The organism is Afipia sp. GW821-FHT14H12 (genome assembly GCF_058803465.1).
The window spans coordinates 370,346-391,665 of sequence record NZ_JBXAOZ010000001.1; the positions used below are offsets into that span (position 1 = coordinate 370,346).

Annotated in this window: 21 protein-coding genes and 1 riboswitch; of the genes, 4 read left to right on the forward strand and 17 right to left on the reverse strand. The window is 62.6% G+C overall.

Going from position 1 to position 21,320, the window contains the following annotated elements; translation table 11 throughout:
* Positions 1 to 15 precede the first annotated feature (15 nt).
* Positions 16 to 1,158 carry a 2'-deoxycytidine 5'-triphosphate deaminase gene (locus tag AC1RNA_RS01850; RefSeq protein WP_492950015.1) on the reverse strand — a complete coding sequence of 381 codons (1,143 nt, stop codon included), beginning with the start codon at positions 1,156 to 1,158 and terminating at the stop codon, positions 16 to 18.
* A 62-nt stretch (positions 1,159 to 1,220) separates the two neighbouring features.
* Positions 1,221 to 1,300, forward strand: a riboswitch (SAM riboswitch).
* 72 nt (positions 1,301 to 1,372) lie between these two features.
* Here AC1RNA_RS01850 and AC1RNA_RS01855 point away from each other — a divergent pair.
* The gene (locus AC1RNA_RS01855; protein ID WP_492950016.1) at positions 1,373 to 2,575 is read left to right on the forward strand and encodes an O-succinylhomoserine sulfhydrylase; all 1,203 of its coding nucleotides are present in this window, start codon (positions 1,373 to 1,375) and stop codon (positions 2,573 to 2,575) included.
* A gap of 54 nt (positions 2,576 to 2,629) precedes the next feature.
* Here the strand turns inward: AC1RNA_RS01855 and AC1RNA_RS01860 are convergent, their stop codons facing one another.
* From AC1RNA_RS01860 to AC1RNA_RS01870, 3 genes are read right to left on the reverse strand one after another with little or no spacing between them, the layout of a single operon-like run.
* Positions 2,630 to 3,565, reverse strand: coding sequence for an SGNH/GDSL hydrolase family protein (locus AC1RNA_RS01860; protein WP_492950017.1), 936 nt, complete (start codon positions 3,563 to 3,565; stop codon positions 2,630 to 2,632).
* Between the two features lie 2 nt (positions 3,566 to 3,567).
* The gene (locus AC1RNA_RS01865) at positions 3,568 to 4,332 is read right to left on the reverse strand and encodes an SGNH/GDSL hydrolase family protein (RefSeq protein ID WP_492950018.1); all 765 of its coding nucleotides are present in this window, start codon (positions 4,330 to 4,332) and stop codon (positions 3,568 to 3,570) included.
* Positions 4,332 to 5,555 (reverse strand): OpgC domain-containing protein, encoded by a 1,224-nt coding sequence (locus AC1RNA_RS01870; RefSeq protein WP_492950019.1) that lies wholly within the window; start codon positions 5,553 to 5,555, stop codon positions 4,332 to 4,334. Before AC1RNA_RS01870 ends, AC1RNA_RS01865 begins: the two co-directional genes overlap by 1 nt.
* A 238-nt stretch (positions 5,556 to 5,793) precedes the next feature.
* On the opposite strand from AC1RNA_RS01870, the gene apaG reads away from it, so the two are divergent.
* Entirely contained in the window at positions 5,794 to 6,186 is a 393-nt protein-coding gene (gene apaG, locus AC1RNA_RS01875; RefSeq protein ID WP_009339621.1) for a Co2+/Mg2+ efflux protein ApaG, read from the forward strand.
* Positions 6,187 to 6,214: 28 nt separating this feature from the next.
* On the opposite strand, the gene AC1RNA_RS01880 is transcribed toward apaG, so the two are convergent.
* The 3 genes from AC1RNA_RS01880 to AC1RNA_RS01890 all read right to left on the reverse strand — a co-directional run bounded on the left by AC1RNA_RS01880 (position 6,215) and on the right by AC1RNA_RS01890 (position 9,404).
* Complete coding sequence (locus AC1RNA_RS01880; protein WP_492950020.1) at positions 6,215 to 7,195, reverse strand: Hsp33 family molecular chaperone; 981 nt, start codon at positions 7,193 to 7,195, stop codon at positions 6,215 to 6,217.
* Positions 7,196 to 7,263: 68 nt separating this feature from the next.
* A complete protein-coding gene (gene argF / locus AC1RNA_RS01885) occupies positions 7,264 to 8,187 on the reverse strand; it encodes an ornithine carbamoyltransferase (protein WP_009339619.1) in 924 nt (307 codons plus the stop codon).
* A complete protein-coding gene (locus AC1RNA_RS01890) occupies positions 8,184 to 9,404 on the reverse strand; it encodes an aspartate aminotransferase family protein (RefSeq protein ID WP_492950021.1) in 1,221 nt (406 codons plus the stop codon). The genes argF and AC1RNA_RS01890 overlap by 4 nt, the downstream gene beginning before the upstream one ends.
* A 466-nt stretch (positions 9,405 to 9,870) precedes the next feature.
* Here AC1RNA_RS01890 and AC1RNA_RS01895 point away from each other — a divergent pair, with 466 nt between their 5' ends.
* The gene (locus AC1RNA_RS01895; protein WP_009339617.1) at positions 9,871 to 10,377 is read left to right on the forward strand and encodes a GcrA family cell cycle regulator; all 507 of its coding nucleotides are present in this window, start codon (positions 9,871 to 9,873) and stop codon (positions 10,375 to 10,377) included.
* A gap of 87 nt (positions 10,378 to 10,464) precedes the next feature.
* Here AC1RNA_RS01895 and phoB read toward each other — a convergent pair whose 3' ends face one another.
* From phoB to AC1RNA_RS01945, 10 genes are all read right to left on the reverse strand, one after another.
* Positions 10,465 to 11,169, reverse strand: coding sequence for a phosphate regulon transcriptional regulator PhoB (gene phoB / locus AC1RNA_RS01900; protein WP_009339616.1), 705 nt, complete (start codon positions 11,167 to 11,169; stop codon positions 10,465 to 10,467).
* Positions 11,170 to 11,179: 10 nt separating this feature from the next.
* On the reverse strand, positions 11,180 to 11,896 hold the full coding sequence (gene phoU / locus AC1RNA_RS01905; protein ID WP_009339615.1) for a phosphate signaling complex protein PhoU: 717 nt from the start codon (positions 11,894 to 11,896) through the stop codon (positions 11,180 to 11,182).
* A gap of 17 nt (positions 11,897 to 11,913) precedes the next feature.
* Complete coding sequence (gene pstB, locus AC1RNA_RS01910; protein WP_009339614.1) at positions 11,914 to 12,735, reverse strand: phosphate ABC transporter ATP-binding protein PstB; 822 nt, start codon at positions 12,733 to 12,735, stop codon at positions 11,914 to 11,916.
* The gene (pstA, locus tag AC1RNA_RS01915; protein ID WP_492950022.1) at positions 12,732 to 13,577 is read right to left on the reverse strand and encodes a phosphate ABC transporter permease PstA; all 846 of its coding nucleotides are present in this window, start codon (positions 13,575 to 13,577) and stop codon (positions 12,732 to 12,734) included. The genes pstB and pstA overlap by 4 nt, the downstream gene beginning before the upstream one ends.
* 3 nt (positions 13,578 to 13,580) lie before the next feature.
* Positions 13,581 to 14,570: a phosphate ABC transporter permease subunit PstC gene (pstC, locus tag AC1RNA_RS01920; RefSeq protein WP_492951164.1), complete on the reverse strand. Its 990-nt coding sequence runs from the start codon at positions 14,568 to 14,570 to the stop codon at positions 13,581 to 13,583.
* 113 nt (positions 14,571 to 14,683) lie between these two features.
* The gene (gene pstS / locus AC1RNA_RS01925) at positions 14,684 to 15,709 is read right to left on the reverse strand and encodes a phosphate ABC transporter substrate-binding protein PstS (protein ID WP_009339611.1); all 1,026 of its coding nucleotides are present in this window, start codon (positions 15,707 to 15,709) and stop codon (positions 14,684 to 14,686) included.
* A gap of 130 nt (positions 15,710 to 15,839) precedes the next feature.
* Positions 15,840 to 17,141, reverse strand: coding sequence for an ATP-binding protein (locus AC1RNA_RS01930; protein WP_492950023.1), 1,302 nt, complete (start codon positions 17,139 to 17,141; stop codon positions 15,840 to 15,842).
* A 14-nt stretch (positions 17,142 to 17,155) separates the two neighbouring features.
* Positions 17,156 to 18,187: a lysylphosphatidylglycerol synthase domain-containing protein gene (locus AC1RNA_RS01935; RefSeq protein ID WP_009339609.1), complete on the reverse strand. Its 1,032-nt coding sequence runs from the start codon at positions 18,185 to 18,187 to the stop codon at positions 17,156 to 17,158.
* Between the two features lie 109 nt (positions 18,188 to 18,296).
* Entirely contained in the window at positions 18,297 to 18,605 is a 309-nt protein-coding gene (locus tag AC1RNA_RS01940) for a hypothetical protein (protein ID WP_009339608.1), read from the reverse strand.
* Positions 18,606 to 18,608: 3 nt separating this feature from the next.
* Complete coding sequence (locus tag AC1RNA_RS01945) at positions 18,609 to 20,003, reverse strand: OmpA family protein (RefSeq protein WP_492950024.1); 1,395 nt, start codon at positions 20,001 to 20,003, stop codon at positions 18,609 to 18,611.
* Between the two features lie 162 nt (positions 20,004 to 20,165).
* On the opposite strand from AC1RNA_RS01945, the gene AC1RNA_RS01950 reads away from it, so the two are divergent.
* Positions 20,166 to 21,224 (forward strand): polysaccharide deacetylase family protein, encoded by a 1,059-nt coding sequence (locus tag AC1RNA_RS01950; RefSeq protein WP_492950025.1) that lies wholly within the window; start codon positions 20,166 to 20,168, stop codon positions 21,222 to 21,224.
* Positions 21,225 to 21,320: the final 96 nt, after the last annotated feature.

The following is a 21,320-nucleotide window of genomic DNA, read 5'->3' on the forward strand; positions in this document are numbered from 1 at the left end:
GTTAACCAAACCGCCTCAAACAGGCGCGCGGAAATGCTTGGAGAGCTTCAGCCCCTGGCCCTGATAGTTCGAGGCAATGCGGGTGCCGTACAGCGTCTGGGGGGGCGCCAGCATCTTCTCGTACACAAGACGTCCGACGATCTGGCCGTGTTCGAGAATAAAAGGCACTTCGCGCGAGCGCACCTCCAGCACGGCGCGCGATCCCTGCCCGCCCGCGCCCGCATGACCGAACCCCGGATCGAAGAAGCCCGCATAGTGCACGCGGAATTCGCCGACCAATGGGTCGAACGGCACCATTTCGGCGGCGTAGTTCGGCGGCACCTGCACGGCTTCTTTCGAGGCAAGAATGTAGAACTCGCCGGGATCGAGAATGAGGCTGTGGTCCGGCCGGGCGCGGATCGGCTCCCAGAAATCATCGACGGCGTAACCGCCGCGCCGGTCGATATCGACAACGCCGGTGTGACGCTTGGCGCGGTAACCGACGAAGCCATCCGAGCCCTCGCCCGAGAGGTCGACGCTGACCGCGACGCCGCCGGCAAGATCGGCATTCTCGCAATCGACAAGATGCTCGGCCTGATGCAGCGCCTCGAGTTCGTCGTTGTTCAGTTGCGGCGCGCCGGTGCGGAAGCGGACCTGCGACAGACGCGATCCCTGCCGCAGCAGCACGGGAAATGTCTTCGGGCTGATCTCGGCATAGAGCGGGCCATGATAGCCCGCGCCGATCATGTCGAAGCGACGCGTGCCATCCGCGATCACGCGGGTGAACACATCGAGGCGGCCGGTCGAACTTTTCGGATTGGCGGACGCCAGAATCGAAGGCGGCAGCGCCAAGCTCTCCAGCAGCGGCACGATGTAGACGCAGTTGGTCTCCAGCACCGCGCCGTCGGAGAGATCTACTTCGTGCAGTTTCAATTCGTCGATCCGCTCCGCAACCGTGACATCCGGCCCCGGCAGAAAGCTCGCGCGCACCCGGTAGGCCACCTCGCCCAGCCGCAGGTCGAGGCTCGCGGGCTGGATCTGGCTCTCCACGAACGGAAACGCCGGCAGGATCAGGCCGTCTTCTTCCATGGCCGCGATCATGCGATCGGGCAGAATACCGTTGGCGTTGGCTGGGAGAGAGAAGGCCAAATCCGGTCCCCTCGGGAGTGAGCTATGCATAGAACTTTACCCCGTTATCCGATGGGTTGCTTGACGGAAAGGGCCGTGCGGATTAAGCCTCGGACTTATCCCGTGGTGATTTGGGCCGGCCGGCTTGCAGCCACGTAAAATAAGTCGCTAAACAGGCCGCGGACCTTGTGCCCCCGGCCGTTGGATTTTTTCCAGGCCGGTTTTTTGCGTCTTGTTTCCAAGCGAGACGCTATTGGAGGTCCTGATGTCCGACACAAAGAACGCCCTGAACTCATCCCGCTACCGCCCTGAAACCCGCCTTGTCCACGCCGGAACGATCCGTTCCGACTTCGGCGAGATGTCGGAATCGCTGTTTCTGACCCAGGGCTTCACCTACGAGAGCGCGGAGGAATGCGAGGCGCGTTTCAAGGGCGAGAAGCCGGGCTTTCTCTATTCGCGATTTTCCAATCCGACGGTTGCGATGTTCGAGCAACGCATGGCCGCGCTGGAAGGCGCCGAAGCCGGGCGCGCCACCGCGACCGGCATGGCCGCGATGACCACCGCCATGCTCGCACCACTTCAGGCCGGCGATCACGTTGTCGCGGCAAGAGCGCTGTTCGGTTCGTGCCGCTACGTCATCGAAACACTGCTGCCGCGCTACGGCATCACCTCCACGCTGGTGGATGGCCGTGACCTCGACGCCTGGCGCAAGGCGATGCGTCCCAACACCAAGACGCTGTTCCTGGAGAGTCCGACCAATCCGACGCTCGAGGTGGTCGACATCGCGGAGGTAGCAAAGATCGCCCATCAGGGCGGCGCCCGCCTCGTGGTGGACAATGTGTTCGCAACGCCTCTTTACCAGAGCCCGCTCGAACTCGGCGCGGATGTCGTTGTCTATTCGGCGACTAAGCACATCGATGGACAGGGCCGCTGTCTCGGCGGCATCATCCTATCGACGCAAGAATTCATCATGGAGCACATCCATAATTTCTTCCGCCAGACCGGGCCTTCGATGTCACCGTTCAATGCCTGGGTGCTGTTGAAGGGGCTTGAGACGCTCGGCGTGCGCGTCAAGGCGCAGACCGAAAGTGCGGCGAAGATCGCCGACATCCTCGCCACGCATCCGAAAGTGACGCGGCTGATCTATCCGGGCCGTGCCGACCATCCGCAGGCCGATGTCATCAAGAAGCAGATGCGCGCAGGCTCGACGATGATCGGCTTCGAGGTGAAGGGCGGCAAGGCTGGCGCATTCCGCGCCCTGAACGGCTTCCAGGTCGCGCGCATTTCCAACAATCTCGGCGACTCCAAGAGCATCGTCACTCATCCCGCCACCACCACGCATCAGCGTCTGACGCCGGATGAACGCGCCGAACTCGGTATCGGCGACGGGTTCATCCGCTTCTCGGTCGGCCTCGAACACGTCGACGACCTGATCGAGGATGTTCAGGGCGCGCTGGAGAAAGTCTGAGGCAAGCTCGCCGCCATCCAAAAAGCCCGCCGTTTGGCGGGCTTTTTCACGACCTCACATCGGCCTGAAGCTCATGACGCTTCCCGGCCTCTCGGTGCCGGGTTCAGCTTTGGCTTCTCCGACCGACTTGATGATGGTGTCGCCGAGCAACTGGGCGAAACAGGCATATCCCCAGTCGTTCATGTGCAGCCCATCGGAGATCGAGAAACTCTCGAACGGCAGCTTCTCGTCCTCATGCCACTGCCGCATCACTTCGAAGCGCGGGAAGACCGAAGCATGACGCAGCCGTCCGACTTCGCGGATCAGCTTCACCATCTTGTTCGCGCCCTCTTTCTTCGCGGTCACGGCGGGCACATATTGCGGATCGATCAGCACCACGTCGGCGCCTGTGGCCTGTATCCTGGCGACGCCGGCCTCCACCATCGCGGCGAGGCCCGATGAATCCTCACCGCGCACCACCGTGTTCGTACCGAGCTGCCAGATCACGAGATCCGGATTTGAATCGAGCACGCTCGACTGCAACCGCTGGACCATCTGCGGCACTTCCTGACCACCCATGCCGCGATTGATGACGCTGATGCGCGCCCTCGGATATTTCCGCCGAAGCTGTTCGGCCAAGCGACTCGGATAGGTATAGGTGGACGACGTCGTCCCGTAGCCTGCGGTGGACGACGATCCTAGCGCCACGATGGTGATCGGCTCTCCCGCGTTGAGCTTGCGCGCCACGCGCGGCAGCGAGGCGGAGACCGCACCAGCGCCTTTCGGCGGCAGGCACGGAATACGCGTGAGAACATCGCCGGCCCGGCTCGCAGCATTTTTCGCGGCATCAATCGCCTTGCCGGGAAGGCTACGCTTTGCAGGCACCCCATCGGTCGTCGCCGACGGCGTCTCTGACTGCGCGGACATCTCGCCCGCGGCAAGACACGGCGCGCTCGCAAGAATACCGAAAAGCCCCACAGCGACGAGCAACTTGCGATGGCGCTGCCGCATCGTCAGCGCACCCCGAGCTCGGACGGGTTGATATGGGCGGCCTCGATCACGAGCTTGGACAGCGCGCGCCCAAGGCAATCATGCACCCGCGCGGCAACGCCGATGCTGTGGGCCTGCGCGAACAGGTCGAAATCTCCCGCCTCGCTCCAGGCGCGCATGATCGAAAAACGGTCGAACAGCGGCGCACCGTGCTCCTGCGCCACGACACGGATCGTATCGTTGTAGTTGGTCGCCGCCAGCACCGTTTCCATGCGCGGACTGAATTGCAGATTCATCAGGATCACGTCGGCATCCGCCTTCTGCAGAGCGGCAAGGCCGGTATCGAGCGCTGCGCGAAAATCGTCCGGGTCGATTGAGCGCATCGCGTCGACGGTGCCGGTCTGCCAGACCACCAACGTCGGTGTCGGCTTCCGCTCCTGCATGATCTTCTCGACCTTCCCGGCGACATCCGCGGCCGTCTCCTTGGGATGAAGTTCGGTCGTCACGCTGATCTCGATGCCGGGCAGCTTGCTTCGCAGCGCCGCCTCGAAGCGCGTGGGATAGGAACTTGCGGCGCCGTCCGGCCCGCTCAACGCGGAGGAGCGGCTGCCGATCACCAGCACGCGAATGGGCGACCGCGCCTTGAAGGCCTCCGCAACCTTCGGCAGCGTTGCGTCGGTGCTGAGCAGATAAGCGGGCACGGAGCAGAAATGGTCATCGTCGGCCACGGCCGGCGTCACCGCCAGCCAGGCCAGAACCGCCACTCCCGCGATCCTCACGATATTCATCAATTACTCCCGACCATATCGGCACTGACTGCCAAAACGGGCCGTTTACCGCTCTTGTTCACTTCGGCTTTGTACCATGACAGCAGCCACGCCGCGCAGGACATGATGACCAAACCGATCATACTAATGACGAAATGCAGCCCTGCCCCGCCCGAGGTTTCCGCCAGGACGAAGTGACCGGCGAAGGCCAGAAACACGCCGATGCAGAAAATTTCCAGCGAATGCTGCCCGCACAGGATAATCGGCCGCAGCCATGGAGATTTCAGCCCCGGCCAGTCCTTCCGCAGGAAGTAGACCGTGACCGCCGCGAGCGCGAGGAAGTGGGCGAACCGCAGCACGTCAAGATCGGTCTTGTTGATCGGATACATCCAGCTTTCCAGCCACCCCGGCAGATAGCCGTGCAACTGCGGAACATGCCATGTCAGCGTCACGTAGAAAGCGAACAGCAGATAAGCCACCGCCAGCACGAGCGTGACGCGCGAAGCGAGGATCGGCGCCATCCGCTGCGCCCCGCCCAGCGCGCACCATGCGCCGAACACGAACAGCAACTGCCACGCGAACGGATTGAACACCCACACCCCGTTCGGGTAGGCAGGCAAGGCAAAGCCGTACTGCCAGGTCAGCGCATAGAGGAGGACCGCCAGCGCCAGGGTGACATCGGGGATGCGGCGCATCAGCCACAATACGAACGGCAGGAACAGCATCAGCACGATATAAAGCGGCAGCACGTCCATGTTGACCGGCTTGAACTTCAAAAGCAGCGCCTCCATGATCGTGGTGTCCGGATGCTTGAGAAAATCGAGGATTCCCATTTCCTCCGAATAAAGCGGGTTCTCGAAGCTGGTCGCGATGTAGGAAATTTCCGCGAGATAGATCATGAACAGGAAGACGTGTGCGACGTAGATTTGCCAGACCCGCTTGAAGATGCGCGCGCTCGAAATGATGAAACCGCGCTCGTCCATCGCCCGGCTGTAGACGAAGGCGGCGGTATATCCCGAAATGAAAATGAAGATCTCGGTCGCGTCGGAAAAGCCGTAATTACGGATGGTGAGCCAAGTCAGGATGTTCGGCGGCAGATGATCGATGAAGATCAGCCACAGCGCGAGCCCACGAAACAGATCGAGCCGCAATTCGCGCTCACCCGCTCCCACCGGAAGAACGATTTTTCCGGCATCCCGTGGGATGGTCTTGGGTTCGGGCGCTGAGGTGGTCAGGGTTGTCATCGGCTCGAACCGTTCAGGGAAACGCGCGACAGACATCGCTGCAGGATAGAGATTCCGCAAGCAACCGCAAACCGCCACCGTGGAACCCCACCGCGATTTGCACAAAGGCCATGCACAGCCCAATATGAACCCGGCTTGAACGAAATCGCGTTAACAAGGCTCGGCGTCATCACGCGCGGCGTTTTGCCATTGTCGTCGCTTGGGTCTATCATTAATAGCGAACCATCCGATTGAAGCAATGTACCGCGCCGTCACCCGCCAAATCGAAGTCCTCGTCGAACCCGAGTTCCTTCCCGAACGCTCATCCCCTGAAAACCGGCAATTTTTCTGGGCCTACAGCATCGTGATCGTGAACAAGGGCAGCGAAACCGTCCAGCTCAAGACCCGGCACTGGATCATTACCGATGGCCTTGGCCAGCAGCAGGAAGTCCGCGGCGAAGGCGTGGTCGGCGAGCAACCCGTCATCGCGCCGGGCGAGCGGTATGAGTACACAAGCGGCGTGCCGCTCACGACGCCCTCTGGCTTCATGACCGGCAGCTACCAGATGGTGACGGAAAGCGGAGAGAAGTTCGACCTCGCGATCCCGCTGTTCTCGCTCGACAGCCCGGACGCCAAGCGTACGCTGAACTGACAAAGCCGGTTCAGCGTCATTACCGCCCTCAGTCCTCGACGCCCGCTTCCTGCGGCGTGAACTCATAAATCGAGCTACAGAACTCGCACGTCACCACGACCTTGCCGTCCTCCACCATGTCGGCGCGATCCTCCGGGTCGAAGCTCGCCAGCATGCCGGCCACCGCATCCCGCGAACAGGTGCAGCCCGCATGCAACGGCAGGCTCGGAAACACGCGCACGCCGCGCTCATGAAATAGCCGGAACAGGAGCCGCTCGCCGGACAGATCAGGGTCGATCAGTTCGACATCCTCGATGGTTGCGAACAGCGACTGGCTTTCGGTCCACGCGTCATCTTCTTCCACCACATGCGACACGCTGCCTTCCGGGGCATCGCCGGGGTGGAGATCGGCCTGCTTGGCGCGCTCCGGCGCCTTTGGCAGAAACTGGATCAGCGCGCCACCGCCACGCCAGCGATGCTTCGGCCCGTCGCTGCCGCCGCGCAGCTCCTCACCGACGGCGAGGCGCACGCGGGTCGGAATCTGCTCCGAGCGCAGGAAGTATTCGTGCGCGGCATCTTCCAGCGATCCCCCCTGCAGGGCGACGAGGCCCTGATAGCGGCTCATGTCCGGCCCCTGATCGATGGTCATCGCAAGGTGACCGTGGCCGAGCAATTCGCCGGAGGAAAGACCGGGCTTCAGCCGCGTTTTGTCGAACCGTGCATAGGCGCGGAGCCGATCCGGCGCGATGAAATCGACCACCAGAAGCGACACCGGACCGTCGGTCTGGGTCTGCAGGATAAAGCGACCCTCGAACTTCAGCGACGAGCCGAGCAGCGTCGTCAGCACGATGGCCTCCCCGAGCAGCTTGCCGACCGGCGCGGGATAATCGTGGCGCATCAGAATATCGTCGAGCGCAGGCCCCATCCGCGTCAGCCGCCCGCGAACATCGAGCGCGCTGACTTCAAACGGGAGCACCGCATCGTCGACCGGAACAGCCGACGGCGCGCGAATAGAACCTTGATCCGCCATGCAGGCGTCCTTTCTTGAGCAAGACCGCAATTTAGGAAGCGCCAGCGGCGATTCAAGCGTAACCGTGCTTAGCCGACAGCCCCGAGGCACCAGGCGAGAATGCCCTTGTGCGCGTGGAGGCGATTTTCCGCCTCATCGAACACCACCGATTGCGGGCCGTCGATCACCTCATCGGTGACTTCCTCGCCGCGATGCGCGGGCAGGCAATGCATGAAGATCGCATCCGGCTTCGCCAACGACATCAGCTTCTCGTCAACCTGATAAGGCTTCAACAGATTGTGCCGGTGCTCGGCATCCTTGTCACCCATCGACATCCATGTGTCGGTCACCACACAATCGGTGCCGCGCACGGCTTCCTGCGCGTCGGTGCCGAGCACGATCGGTGCATTGGTAGCCTTGATCCAGTCGCGCAACCGCTTGTTCGGCGCGAGCTGCGGCGGCGTCGCCACCCGCAGGGTGAAGCCGAAACGCTCGGCCGCATGCGCCCATGAGGCCATGACGTTGTTATCGTCGCCGACCCACGCCACGGTGCGGCCCTTGATCGGCCCGCGATGCTCCTCAAAGGTCATGACGTCCGCCATCACCTGCGTGGGGTGCGAACGCCGCGTCAAACCGTTGATGACCGGCACGGTCGCGAATTCCACCATTTCTGCAAGCGCGTCATGGCTGAGAATCCGGATCATGATGATGTCGACGAAACGCGACAGCACTCGCGCGGTATCTGCGAACGTCTCGCCGCGGCCGAGCTGCATCTCCTGCCCGGTCAGCATGATCGCTTCGCCGCCGAGCTGGCGCATGCCGACCTCGAACGATACGCGCGTGCGCGTCGAGGGACGCTCGAAGATCATCGCCAGCGTTTTGTCTTTCAGTGGACGGTCCGGATGACCCGCTTTCAGATTCTTCTTCATCGCGATCGACGCATCGAGAATCGCGCGCAGGTCATGCACGGGCAGTTCGGACAGATCGAGGAAATGGCGAAGTTTCTGGCTCATGATGCAGCTTTCTTGCCGGGAGCCGCGGGCAAATCCTTTGCCAGTCGCGCGCAGGCCTTCTCAACCCGACCGACCGCTTCCTCGATCTCGGCTTCCGTTACAATCAAAGGCGGCAGCAGCCGCACGACATTCTCGCCCGCACCGACAGTCAGGAGCTTTTCCTCGCGCAGCGCCACGATCAGGTCGGGTGAAGGCACCGCTGCCTGCAGGCCGATCAGCAAACCTTCGCCGCGCACCTCGCGCAGGACGTTCGGATAGCGATCGATGACAGAAGCGAGTTTCTGCTTCAGAATAAGCGAAGCGCGCTTCACATGATCGAAGAAACCCGGCGCCAGCATCACATCGAGCACGGCGGTCGCAGCCGCAATCGCCAGCGGGTTGCCGCCGAAGGTTGAACCGTGGCTACCCGCCGTCATGCCTGATGCGGCTTCGCGCGTCGCAAGACATGCACCGATCGGAAAACCGCCGCCAAGCGCCTTCGCCAGTGCCATCACGTCAGGCTCAACACCAAGCCGCTTGTACGCAAACAGTTCGCCGGTGCGGCCCATGCCTGTCTGCACCTCATCGAAAATCAGCAGCAAGCCTTTATCGTCGCACAATTCGCGCAGCGCCCTGAAGAAGCCGTGCGCGGGTTCGCGCACGCCGCCTTCGCCCTGCAACGGCTCGATCAGGATGCCGGCGGTCTGCGGCCCGATCGCCTTCTTCACCGCCTCGATGTCGCCGAGCGGTACCTGGTCGAAGCCTTCGACCTTTGGGCCGAACCCGTCGAGATACTTCTCCTGCCCGCCCGCGGCGAGCGTCGCCAGCGTGCGGCCGTGGAAGGCACCTTCAAACGTGATGATGCGGAAACGCTCGGGGTGTCCCTTCGCCGCATGATATTTGCGCGTGACTTTAATGGCGCATTCCATCGCCTCGGCGCCGGAATTGGCGAAGAACACTTCGTCGGCGAAGCTGTTCTCGCACAGCCTTGCTGCGACCTTCTCGCCGTCCGGGCTCTTGAACAGGTTCGACATGTGCCAGAGCTTGGCGGCCTGCGCCTGCACCGCCGCCACGAGATGCGGATGAGCATGGCCCAGCGCGTTCACCGCCACGCCGCTGGTGAAATCGAGATAACGCTCGCCGTTGGTGGCAACCAGCCAAGCGCCCTCGCCGCGTTCAAAAGCGAGATCGACCCGGGCGAAGACCGGCATGAGATGAGACGAAGCGGTGGTGGTCATGGCAACCTGACAGGGCGAACGGTGGACCTGCTGGGAACCGCGAGATTCCCCCGGTCGTGACGGTCCGCAAAAATGAAACATGCCGCCCCGACGGGGCGGCATTACGTGATTATCCTCTCCGTATGTCTTGGCTGTCAACACGCCAGACAGCCCGTTTTGCCCCCTTCCGTGCCCCGCCTGCGGCACACGATGCGGCCCCTGCATCCGCAAATTGGTGTGCATGACTGATTCGGAACATGTGGACTGCGGAGTCGGACTCTTGCGCGTGAGTCACGCCATATTGTAGCGTTTTTCTTACTGGCTACGACATCTCGTGCGGCGTCCTGAATTCTGAACCCAAAGGCAGCCCAAACGTCCGGTTCTTCCGACCGGCGAGAGCTAAGGGATTCTGCCAACACGAGTTTTCGGAACCATCAATCGGAGTGCCGGATTCACCCTCCAGGCACGAGAGAGAAGGATGAGAGCGATGACGGTAATGAATTGGACCGACGATCGCGTCGAACAGCTCAAGAAATTATGGGAATCCGGCCTGTCGGCGAGCCAGATTGCCGCGGAACTCGGGAACATCACGCGCAACGCCGTGATCGGCAAGGTCCATCGGCTCGGCCTCTCCGGCCGCGCCAAAAGCCCATCCTCCGCCGCGCCCCGGCAGCGCAAGGTGCGCGCCCCGCAGCACATGATGCGCATCAGCCGCCCGATGGCGCGCGGCAACACCGCGCTCGCCCATGCCTTCGATGTTGAGGCCGAACCCGATCCGATCGCGTTCGACAATGTGGTGCCGATGAACCAGCGCCGCACCCTGCTCGAACTAACGGAAGACACCTGCCACTGGCCGGTCGGCGATCCTGGCAGCACCGAGTTCTTTTTCTGCGGCGGCAAGGCGCTCGGCGGCCTGCCCTATTGCGCACACCACTCGCGCGTTGCCTACCAACCCGCAGGCGACCGCCGGCGCGATCGGCGGCCGAACAAGTAACGTCCTCCAATCCGGAAACCGAAAAGCCCGCCTGACCGGCGGGCTTTTTTGATTTTCAACTCCGCGCGGAAAACAAACCTAGGCCGATCAGCCTTCCACCTTGGCGAAGCGATCGTCGAGCGCATAACCCGCGCCGCGCACGGTGCGGATCGGGTCCTGCTCCTCGCCGGGATTGAGCAGCTTGCGCAGCCGCCCGATATGCACGTCCACGGTGCGCTCGTCGATATAGATGTCGCGGCCCCAGACCCCGTCGAGCAACTGCTCGCGGCTGAACACGCGCCCAGGATGCTGCAGGAAGAATTCAAGCAACCGGTACTCGGTCGGGCCAAGATCAATGGGGCGGCCCGAGCGCGCCACGCGGCGCTTCTCGCGGTCGAGTTCGATGTCGCCATAGACCAGCACGTTAGCGAGGCGCTCCGGGCTCGCGCGCCGCAGCAGGCCCTTCACCCGCGCCAGCAGTTCCGGCACCGAGAACGGCTTGACGATGTAGTCGTCCGCGCCGGTGGCAAGGCCACGCACACGCTCGCTTTCCTCGCCGCGCGCGGTCAGCATGATGATTGGCAACTGCTTGGTTTCGGGCCGTGCCCGCAGCCTGCGGCATAGTTCGATGCCGGACAGGCCCGGCAGCATCCAGTCGAGCACCACGAGGTCCGGCACGCGCTCCTTCAACCGCGTGTCGGCATCGTCGCCGCGCGCCACCGTCTCGACGTCGTAGCCTTCCGCGTCGAGATTGTAGCGCAGCAATGTCGACAGCGCCTCCTCATCCTCGACGACCAGAATTCTTGCGTTCATGGATATCCTTTTAACCCACAGATGATGTGCTGGAGAAGCTCGTCATGTCGCCCTTCGGCCGCGATGCGCCGATCGGCTGGCCCTCGATCATGTAGAACACCGTCTCGGCGATATTGGTTGCATGGTCGCCAATCCGCTCGATGTTCTTGGCGCAAAACATCAGATGGATGCAGAAGCCGATATTGCGCGGGTCTTCCATCATATAGGTCAGGAGTTCGCGGAACAGCGAGGTGCAGATCGCGTCCACTTCCTCGTCGCCCTTCCACACCACCATGGCGGCGGGAACGTCGTGGGCAGCATAGGCGTCGAGTACCGCCTTGACCTGCGACTGCACAAGGTCGGTCATGTGCTCCAGCCCGCGGATCAGCTTCAGCGGATGGAAATCGCTGTCGAGCGCCGCGACGCGCTTGGCGATGTTCTTCGACAGGTCGCCCATTCGCTCGAGATCGGTCGCGACGCGCAGCGCGCCGACGATCTCGCGCAGGTCGACCGCCATCGGCTGGCGGCGCGCGATGGTGAGCACGCCGCGCTCCTCGATCATGTGCTGCAACTTGTCGAGTTCGACATCGGTGGCAACGACGCGCGCGCTCAGATTGATGTCGCGGCGGATCAGCGAATCCACCGAATCGACGATCTGCCGCTCGACTAGGCCGCCCATCTCCGCCACCAGGCGAGCCAGCTCCTGCAGATCCTCGTCGAACGCTTTTGCGGTATGTTCCATAGCCATCACAGTTCTCCGAGCCGTCAGCCGAAGCGTCCGGTAATGTAATCCTGGGTCCGGCGGTCGGCCGGCGACGTAAAGATCTTGCTGGTCTCGTCGAACTCGATCAGCTCGCCGAGATACATGAACGCGGTGTAGTCCGAGCAGCGCGCCGCCTGCTGCATGTTATGGGTGACGATGGCGATCGTGTAGTCTTTCTTCAATTCCGCGATCAGTTCCTCGACCTTCGCGGTCGAGATCGGATCAAGCGCCGAACACGGCTCGTCGAACAGGATCACCTCCGGCCGCACCGCCACGGTGCGCGCGATGCACAGCCGTTGCTGCTGACCGCCCGACAGGCTGAGGCCGCTGGCGTTGAGCTTGTCCTTGACCTCGTTCCACAGCGCGCCGCCGCGCAGCGCGTGTTCGACGCGGCCGTCCATCTCCGACTTGGAAATCCTCTCGTAAAGCCGGATGCCGAAGGCGATATTCTCGTAGATCGTCATCGGGAACGGCGTCGGCTTCTGGAACACCATGCCGATCCGCGCCCGCAGCAGGTTCACATCGAGCTTCGGATCGAGAATATCGGTGCCATCGAGCGTGACGTCGCCCTCCGCGCGCTGGCCCGGATAGAGATCGTACATCCGGTTGAAAATGCGCAGCAGTGTGGACTTGCCGCAGCCCGACGGGCCGATGAAGGCCGTCACCTTGTTGGCGCCAAGCACGAGGTTGATGTTCTTCAGCGCGTGGTGCTGGCCGTAATAGAAATTCAGGTTGCGCGCCGTCACCTTTGCCGGGCCATCCGGAATAACGGATGGCGGTGGCATGGACGGGCGGGGAATGGCGATCGTCGAGACGTCGGTCATTTTGCGGTCCTCTCAGAGCCCAGCAGCCGCGCGACGATATTGAGCGTCAGCACGGTCAGCGTGATCAGCAGCGCGCCAGACCACGCCAATTCCTTCCAGTAGGCGTAGGGACTCTGCACGAAATTGTTGATGGTGACAGGAAGGTTGGCGACCGCCTTGGTCAGGTCCAGGCTGAAGAACTGGTTGCTCAAAGCGGTGAACAAGAGCGGCGCGGTTTCGCCGGCGACGCGCGCCGTCGCGAGCAGGATGCCGGTGATGAGGCCGGAACGCGCCGCGCGGTAAGCAATGCGGCGGATCACAAGCGAGCGCGGCAAGCCGAGTGCCGAGGCCGCCTCGCGCAGCGGATTGGGCACCAGCAGCAGCATGTCCTCGGTGGTGCGCACCACCACCGGAATGACGATCACCGCCAACGCCAATGAGCCGGCCAGCGCCGAGAAACTGCCCATCGGCACCACTACCGCGCCATAAATGAACAGGCCGATGATGATCGAAGGCGCGCTCAGGAGGATGTCATTGATAAAGCGGATCACCGAGGTGAGGCGGTCATGCCTGCCATATTCGGCGAGATAAGTGCCCGCGAACATGCCGATCGGCGCGCCGATGCCGACGCCGATGATCGTCATGATGATCGAACCGACAATGGCGTTGAGCAGGCCACCTTCGGTCGAACCGGGCGGCGGCGTGTTCTGGGTGAACAATTGCAGGCTGATGCCGGCAAGACCATTATAGAACAGCGTGAACAGAATCATCGCCAGCCACGACACGCCGAAAGCGGCGGCACCGAAGCAAAGCCCGCGAATGATCTTGTCGACGCGGCGGCGGAATGCGTAGATCGGATTCATCGCTCAGCTCCCCGCCTTTTTCTGCAGCCGCATCAGCATCAGCCGCGCGGCGGCGAGCACGAAGAACGTCAGCACGAACAGCAACAGGCCGAGCAGCATCAGGCTCGACTGGTGCAACCCGTCGCTTTCGGCGAATTCGCTGGCGATGGCGGCCGAGATCGTGGTGCCCGGCGCGAAGATCGAAGGCGAGATGCGGAATGAGTTGCCGATGATGAACGTCACCGCCATCGTCTCGCCGAGCGCGCGGCCGAGTGCCAGCATCACGCCGCCGATGACGCCGACGCGGGTATAGGGGATCACCACATTGCGAACGACTTCCCATGTCGTGCAGCCGATGCCGTAGGCCGCTTCCTTCAGCACCGGCGGCACGGTCGCGAACACATCGCGCGAGATCGCGGTGATGAACGGCAGCACCATGATCGCGAGAATCAGCGAGGCGTTGAACAGGCTGAGATAAGATGGCGGCCCGCCGAAGATGGAACTAAGGACCGGCACGCCTTCGAACGTGTTGATGAAGAACGGCTGCACCGTGTTGGCGAGGAACGGGCCGAGGATAAAAAATCCCCACATGCCGTAGATGATCGAGGGAATGCCCGCGAGCAGTTCAATCGCCATGCCGATCGGGCGGCGCGCCCACAGCGGACACAGTTCGGTGAGGAAAATCGCGATGCCGAGACCAACCGGGATGGCGATGATCATCGCCAGCAGCGAAGTGAGGATCGTGCCGTAGACCGGGCCGAGCGCACCGAGCACTGGCGGATCGGCGGACGGCGCCCAGCGCGACGTGGTCAGGAATCCGAAGCCGTATTGGGAGATCGCAGGCCATGCGCCGACGATCAGCGAAATGATGATGCCGCCGAGCAGCACCAGAACCAGGATCGCGCAGATGCGCGTGGTCCAGTAAAAGGTCTTGTCGCCCAGCTTGAAGGCGCTCAACGCGCGGGCACGGTCGTACGGTCCTGCGGCTTCCATCGAGGCACCATGAACGGCCATCTCTGCCACGCCAATCCCCTATCTCTATAACGCAATCGGATATTCAGCCCTGCACCGCAGAGGTGCCGGAAGAACAGCGGGGGAAAGGCTTGCCTCTCCCCCGCCGGTCACAATCAGCTCTTGATGTCGGCCGACCAGGTCTTCTCGATCTGCTTGACCACGGAAGCCGGCATCGGGATGTAGTCGAGTTCCTCGGCCATCTTGCCGCCCTTCTCGAACGCCCACTTGAAGAACTTGATGGCTTCGGCAGATGCTGCCTTATCCGTCGGTGCCTTGTGCATCAGGATGAAGGTTGCCGCAGTGATCGGCCAGGACGCCTCGCCCGGCTGGTTGGTGAGGATCACGTAGTAGCCGGGAGCCTTCGACCAGTCAGCGTTGGCAGCAGCAGCTTGGAACGCCGGAACGGTCGGCTGCACGGTCTTGCCCGCACTGTTGACCATGCCGGTGTAGGTCAGCTTGTTCTGCTTGGCGTAAGCGTACTCGACATAGCCGATCGAGTTCTTGGTCTGGCTGATGTTGGCCGAAACGCCTTCGTTGCCCTTGGCACCGACACCGACAGGCCACTCAACCGCGGTACCCTCGCCGACCTTCGATTTCCAGTCGGCGCTGACCTTGGAGAGGTAGTTGGTGAAGTTGAAGGTGGTGCCCGAACCATCCGAACGGCGAACCACGGCGATCGCGGTCGACGGCAGGTTGACCTTCGGGTTCAGCTTCTTGATCGCAGGATCATCCCACTTGGTGATCTTGCCGAGGTAGATGTTCGCAAGGGTCTCGCCGTCGAAAACCATGTCGCCGGCCTTCACGCCGTCGAGGTTCACGACCGGAACGATGGCGCCCATCACCATCGGCCACTGAACGAAGCCGTCCTTCTCAAGCTGCTCGGCCTTGAGCGGCATGTCGGAGGCGCCGAACGTCACGGTCTTGGCTTGGATCTGCTTGATGCCGCCGCCCGAGCCGATCGACTGGTAGTTCAGGCCGTTGCCGGTTTCCTTTTTGTAGGCATCGGCCCACTTCGAATAAACAGGGAACGGGAACGTTGCGCCCGCACCCGTGATGTCAGCCGCCGTCGCCGGGAGCGAAAGGGCGGTGGTCGAAGCGGCGACAATGCCGGCCGCGACGATGGTTTTGAAAAAATTCACTGGCTGTCTCCATGTGGTCAGCGAGGGCTCTGTTGGCCCGCGGCGCCCGCTTTAGAGGCGCCCCATGCAGCTTTTATAAAGGTTTGGTGACACTCATGTGACACATCCAAATCACTGAGATTGCTGCGTTTTATGCGCCGGGCGGAAGCGCCAGCGGTGGGAAACAGACGGTGAAAGTGGCACCCTTGCCGAAAACGCTTTCGATCAGCAAACGCCCGCCATGGCGGCTGACGATATGCTTGACGAGCGACAGGCCAAGACCCGTACCACCCTGCGCGCGGCTGTCGCCGACATCGGTGCGGTAGAAGCGTTCGGTCAGGCGCGGCAGGTGTTCGGGTGCAATGCCGGGGCCATAATCGCGAACCGTGACACGGATTTCGGCCGGGCCTTCGTCGGGCGCCGTCCGCGACAGCGACACCGTGACCCTGCCGCCGGACGCTCCGTATTTCAGGCCGTTCTCGATCAGGTTCTCGAATACGCGCAGCAATTCCTCAGTGTCGCCGGCGATGAAAACCGGCACATCCGGAAACTGCGTTTCGATCACTACCCCGCGCTCGTTGGCGAGCACTTCGAGTCCATCGATCACCTGCCGCAGGATCGCGAGCAGATCGACCTTGGCCTCGGGCCGCACATGCGCACTCAACTCCACCCGCGACAGCGACAACAGATCGTCGATCAGCCGCGCCATGCGGGTTGCCTGCGCATGCATGATGCCGAGAAAACGCTCCCGTGCCTTGGGGTCATCGCGCGCGGGACCTTGCAGCGTATCGATAAAGCCGGAGAGTGCCGCGAGCGGCGTCCGCAATTCGTGGCTCGCATTGGCGACGAAGTCGGCGCGCATCTCCTCGGCGCGGCGCAACGGCGTCTGGTCGCGGAACGTCATCAGGAAGCAGTTGTCCGTGCCGCCAAACTCGGTCGGCACCGCGACCGGCGTCACCACAAGCTCCATCCAGCGCTCGACCGGCACCCGTTCGACATAGGTGACGCGCTGGGGCTGCAACGTGGCGATCGCATCGCGCAGCACCGCGATGATCTCCGGCGAGCGCAGAGCGAACAGCGCCAATTCGTTCCGGCGCAGCGCCGGCGCCAGTTGTGCGGCTTGCGCGTTCAGATGCAGCACGCGTCCAACCCGGTCGAGCAGCACGGTGGGCTCTGGCATGGCGCCAATCACCGCGCGCACCGCAACGCCCTCCGTCAGCCTCTCGCTGCCGCTCTCCTCACGCGTCCGAACGCCGTCATGCGATTGCAGTGGGACCAGGGCAACGCCGGCGATGCAGAAAAATACCAGGATCGCGCTCGACAGCCTCAAATCGTGCATCGCGACCAGCGTGCCGAGCGAAACGCCCGCGACCAGCACGACAAGGCTGGAGCGCCGCAACTGTTTCAGCCAGTACGGCGTCGGAGGTGGCGGGACGGATGCATCGGCCGTCATGATGACCCTGACGTTTAAGACTCTGACGTGGAGATATCGTCACGCTTGCGCAAGCCCGACTCACGCCGCGCCTTGGCGCCCAGCATGACTTCCCGAAACAACAGTAGCATGACCGAGATCACGAAGGGCACGATATAGTACAGCACGCGAAACAGCAGCATCCCGGCCAGCAGCTCTTCCTTATCGAACTGGCTGTCGAAATGCATGATGCCGTACAGCATGGCGGCATCGAACACGCCGAGCCCGCCCGGCGAGTGACTGGCAAATCCCAAAAGGGTAGCGGACACGAAGATCACCGCGACCACGACAAAGCCTACATAAGGCTCGTCCGGCATCAGGATATACATCGCAATCGCGCAGAACGAGAGATCGACGATGCCGATCAGAATCTGCACCAGCGTCAGACTGCCGCCCGGCAGCGTCACGGTCCAGTTGCCGCGCCCGACATTGCGCGGGCGGGACGAAACCCAGACGACATAGCCGACCAGGATCAGCAGCAAAACCACGGCCAGCACGCGGTTGAGCCAGACCGGCAACTGGTCGATCGAGGAGGCCGCCTCCGGATGATAGGCCACCCCGAGACCAAGCACGGCAGCATTGCCGAGCCAAAATGTCAGCCCGGCAATGAAACAGACCTTGGCGACATCAATCGCGGTCAGATCCCAGGAGGAATAGACCCGATAGCGGACCGCGCCGCCGGTGAAGACGCTGGCTCCGACATTGTGGCCGATCGAATAACTGGTGAATCCCGCGAAGGCCGCGATGCGGTAGGGAATTTCCGTGCGGCCGATCGCCCGCAGCGCAAAGAAGTCGTAGAACGTCAGCGTGAAATATCCTGCCGCAACGCACAACCCCGCGAGGGCAACCGTCTTGACCTCGGTTCCGCGCAAGGCCTTGAGCACGTCATCGAGATCGATATCCCGCAACATCTGATAGAGGATGTGGAGGGCAAAGCCGATAACCATCAGGCTCAGCGCGACACCCAGCTTATGCAGGATTTGCTTTTCTCGCAGAAACGCCAGCGTCCTGCGCACCGGTTCAAGCATCAAATCCTCAAAGCTCCCGTCCCCCGGATCGTCCTAGCAGACCGTTCGCAGGATCGCGAGACAAAGCGTGAGGATTGCGGCATTTCGCAGCCCTGTCGTGGCCGGAATCTCAACCTTCTTCGCCGCGCGGCCTGCCCGGCCGCAACAGGAGCACATAACGCAACCAGGAGCCGACGGCGCCACCGGCGAGATAGGCTCCGAACATGACCAGGCCAAGGTCAAGCCAATAACCGGGCCGCCCTGGCAGGGTCCGCGACAGCGATACCGCAACCAACGCCACGACCACCGCGAAGCTGACGCGCATCGTCATCGTCGACAGGCTGCGGACGCGGGAAATCGGCGAAACCCATCCCGTCGCGAAACCGAGCGCGGCGGCCCCCGCGATCCATTCCCAGTTGAACGCTATGAGATAGCCCATGCCTTACCTCACCACGAATTCGATGCGGCGGTTCTGCGCCTTGCCTTCTTCCGTATCGTTGCTCGCCACCGGCCGCTCACTGCCGAAGCCGACCGCACTAATGCGCTCCTTCGGGACTCCGGCCTTGATGAAGTAGTCGGCGACCGCCTGGGCACGGCGCATCGACAGAGCAAGGTTGGCTTCCTTCTCGCCGTTGCTGTCGGTATGGCCCTCGATCTCGATCTGCGATGTCGGACAGCGCAGCACTGCCTCGATCAGGCGGTCGAGCAGCCCCGCCGAATCCGGATCGATCACGGCTTTTCCGGTCTCGAACTGAATGGTGCCTTTTGCGAGCAATCCCGTCAGCAGTTGCTGGCAGATCGTGGCGTTGACCGGCGCGGCCACCGGCTTCACCGTCAATTCCGCCTTCTGCTTCCAGCCCTGCGGCAGTTTCGCGGCAAGTTCTTCACTGATCCTCGCGTTCGCACCCGGGTAAAGAGCGTCGCCGGACAGCGTGACGTTGCGGTCCTGGATCGTCAGCGTGCCGGTGGACAGCCGCGACAGCGCACTCAGCGCCGTCATTGTGGCAGCGAGAAAACCCTGCGGCGCACCGGCGCTCGCCTTGAGCTTGTCCTCGATCTTCACACCGACGAATTTACGTTCGATCGCGCTGACGATAGCGGCATGCGCATTGTTGTCCGGGACATAACCGCTCAGCGCCAATGTCGTGGCCACAGGATCCTTGTTGACCTGAAACAGATAGGGCGGCGCGTAGAGGGCATTCTTCTCCACCGTGTAGCCCTCGGGCAGGTTTTTCAGAGCCGCCGCGATCGCCTCCCGCCCGCCGAGTTCGCGCGCCGAACCCTCCAGCGTCACCTTGGTGTTCGCCAGCGAGATCTTGCCCTCTTTCAGCTTCGAGATTTGGTCGATCAGCAAAAGCGCCGCCGCGTCGAACCGCACCGGCGCGCCCCGCGCCAGCGCCATCTGATCGACGACCTCGGTGCCGTTCGCGGCATTGCGCGCCGCTTCGAGCAACCGCGCCTTGATCGCCGGCAGCGGCGCGTTTCCGCTCAGCGTCACATGGACGACGTCACGCTCGACCGACCAGACGAAAGGCGTCACTTCCGCAATCAACTGGGTCTGGTCGGTGACGAGCCGCACGCCTGGCACGCTCGCGACCTGATCGACAGCGGTCCGACGGCCCTGTTCGGAAAACGCATCGGCCGAGAGCCGGACATCGCGCCCGGAAACCTCGATCTGGGTCTTGTCCAGCACCGATTCCTTCAGCGCCGCCGCAGCCTGGGCGGTCAAGTGCTGCTCGATCGGCACGGTTCCGGTCCAGATCGCCGCCACCCACAGCGCAACCAGCGGGATCAGCCCGGGCCACCATTTCCGTACCCAGTTGGAAAACTCGCTCATTCCCATCCTTCGCGTGAGATATGAGAAAAATCAAACCCTTGCGGCAGTGTCAATTTGGAAGATGCCGCCCGGTGCGCATTGCGCGGATGGGCCTCTGGATAACCTATTCTTCAACCGATTCTGCCACAAAATCCGCTCTCAACCCCGGTTTTGGACGGATGTATGAAAAAGCTGCGCGGCACGGTGATCCGGCTCGGTCTGGAAACAATGGCAGCCACCGGCGCATACCGGGTCCTGCAACCGCTGACTGGCGGGGTCGGTTTCATCCTGATGCTGCACCATGTTCGGCCAGCGTCGCCCGCGGCTTTTCAGCCGAACCGGCATCTTGAAGTCACGCCGGATTTTCTTGAGGTCGCGCTCGCGACCCTCCGCGCCCGCGACATCGACATCGTCAGCCTCGACGAGGCGCGCCGGCGCCTCACCGCCCAGCAATTCGAGCGCCGCTTCGCCGTCTTCACCTTCGACGACGGCTATCGCGACAACCGCGATTACGCGCTGCCAATCATGCGGCGGTTCGATGCATCGATGACCGTCTATGTGGCGAGCGACTTCGCCGCAGGCACGGGCCGGCTATGGTGGGTGGCGCTGGAACGCATCGTGGCCCAAAGCGAGGCGATCACCATTCCTCTCGACAGCGTTGAGGTGCGGATCGAAGCCGCGACGACCGCGCAGAAACAGGACGCCTTCGCCCGCCTTCACGATCACTTTCGCCGCCTGCCGACGGACCATGATATCAATGCCGCTGTCGGCGTGCTGGCGCGACGTTGCGGCATCGACGACACGGCAATCAGCCGCGAGCTGTGCATGTCGTGGGATGAATTAAAAGTCTTTGCCGCCGACCCGCTGGTGACGATCGGCGCGCACACCGTCAGCCATTGCAATCTCGCGCACGAGGCCGCCGGTCAGGCGCGTCACGAAATCGCCGCCAGCCGCGAACGCATCGCCGCCATACTGGAGCGTCCGGTGAAGCACTTCGCCTATCCTTACGGCGACAAGGCTGCCGCCGGGCGACGTGAGTTTGATGCCACCATTGCGCTCGGCTTCGATACCGCGGTGACGACGCGGCCCGGCATGCTGTTTCCCGCACATGCCGATCATTTGACCGCGCTGCCGCGGCTGTCGCTCAACGGTAATTTCCAAAGTGGGCGCGCACTGTCGGTGCTCACGTCGGGCGCCGCGACGGCATTGTGGAATGGCTTCCGCCGCGTCGACGTCCGCTAGATCATATTGGACATTTGCTTCTTATTCGCAAAATGCAATGCAGACCGGTTGTTGAACGGTTCCTTCACCGTGCTATATCTGAACGCAGGGCTGAAT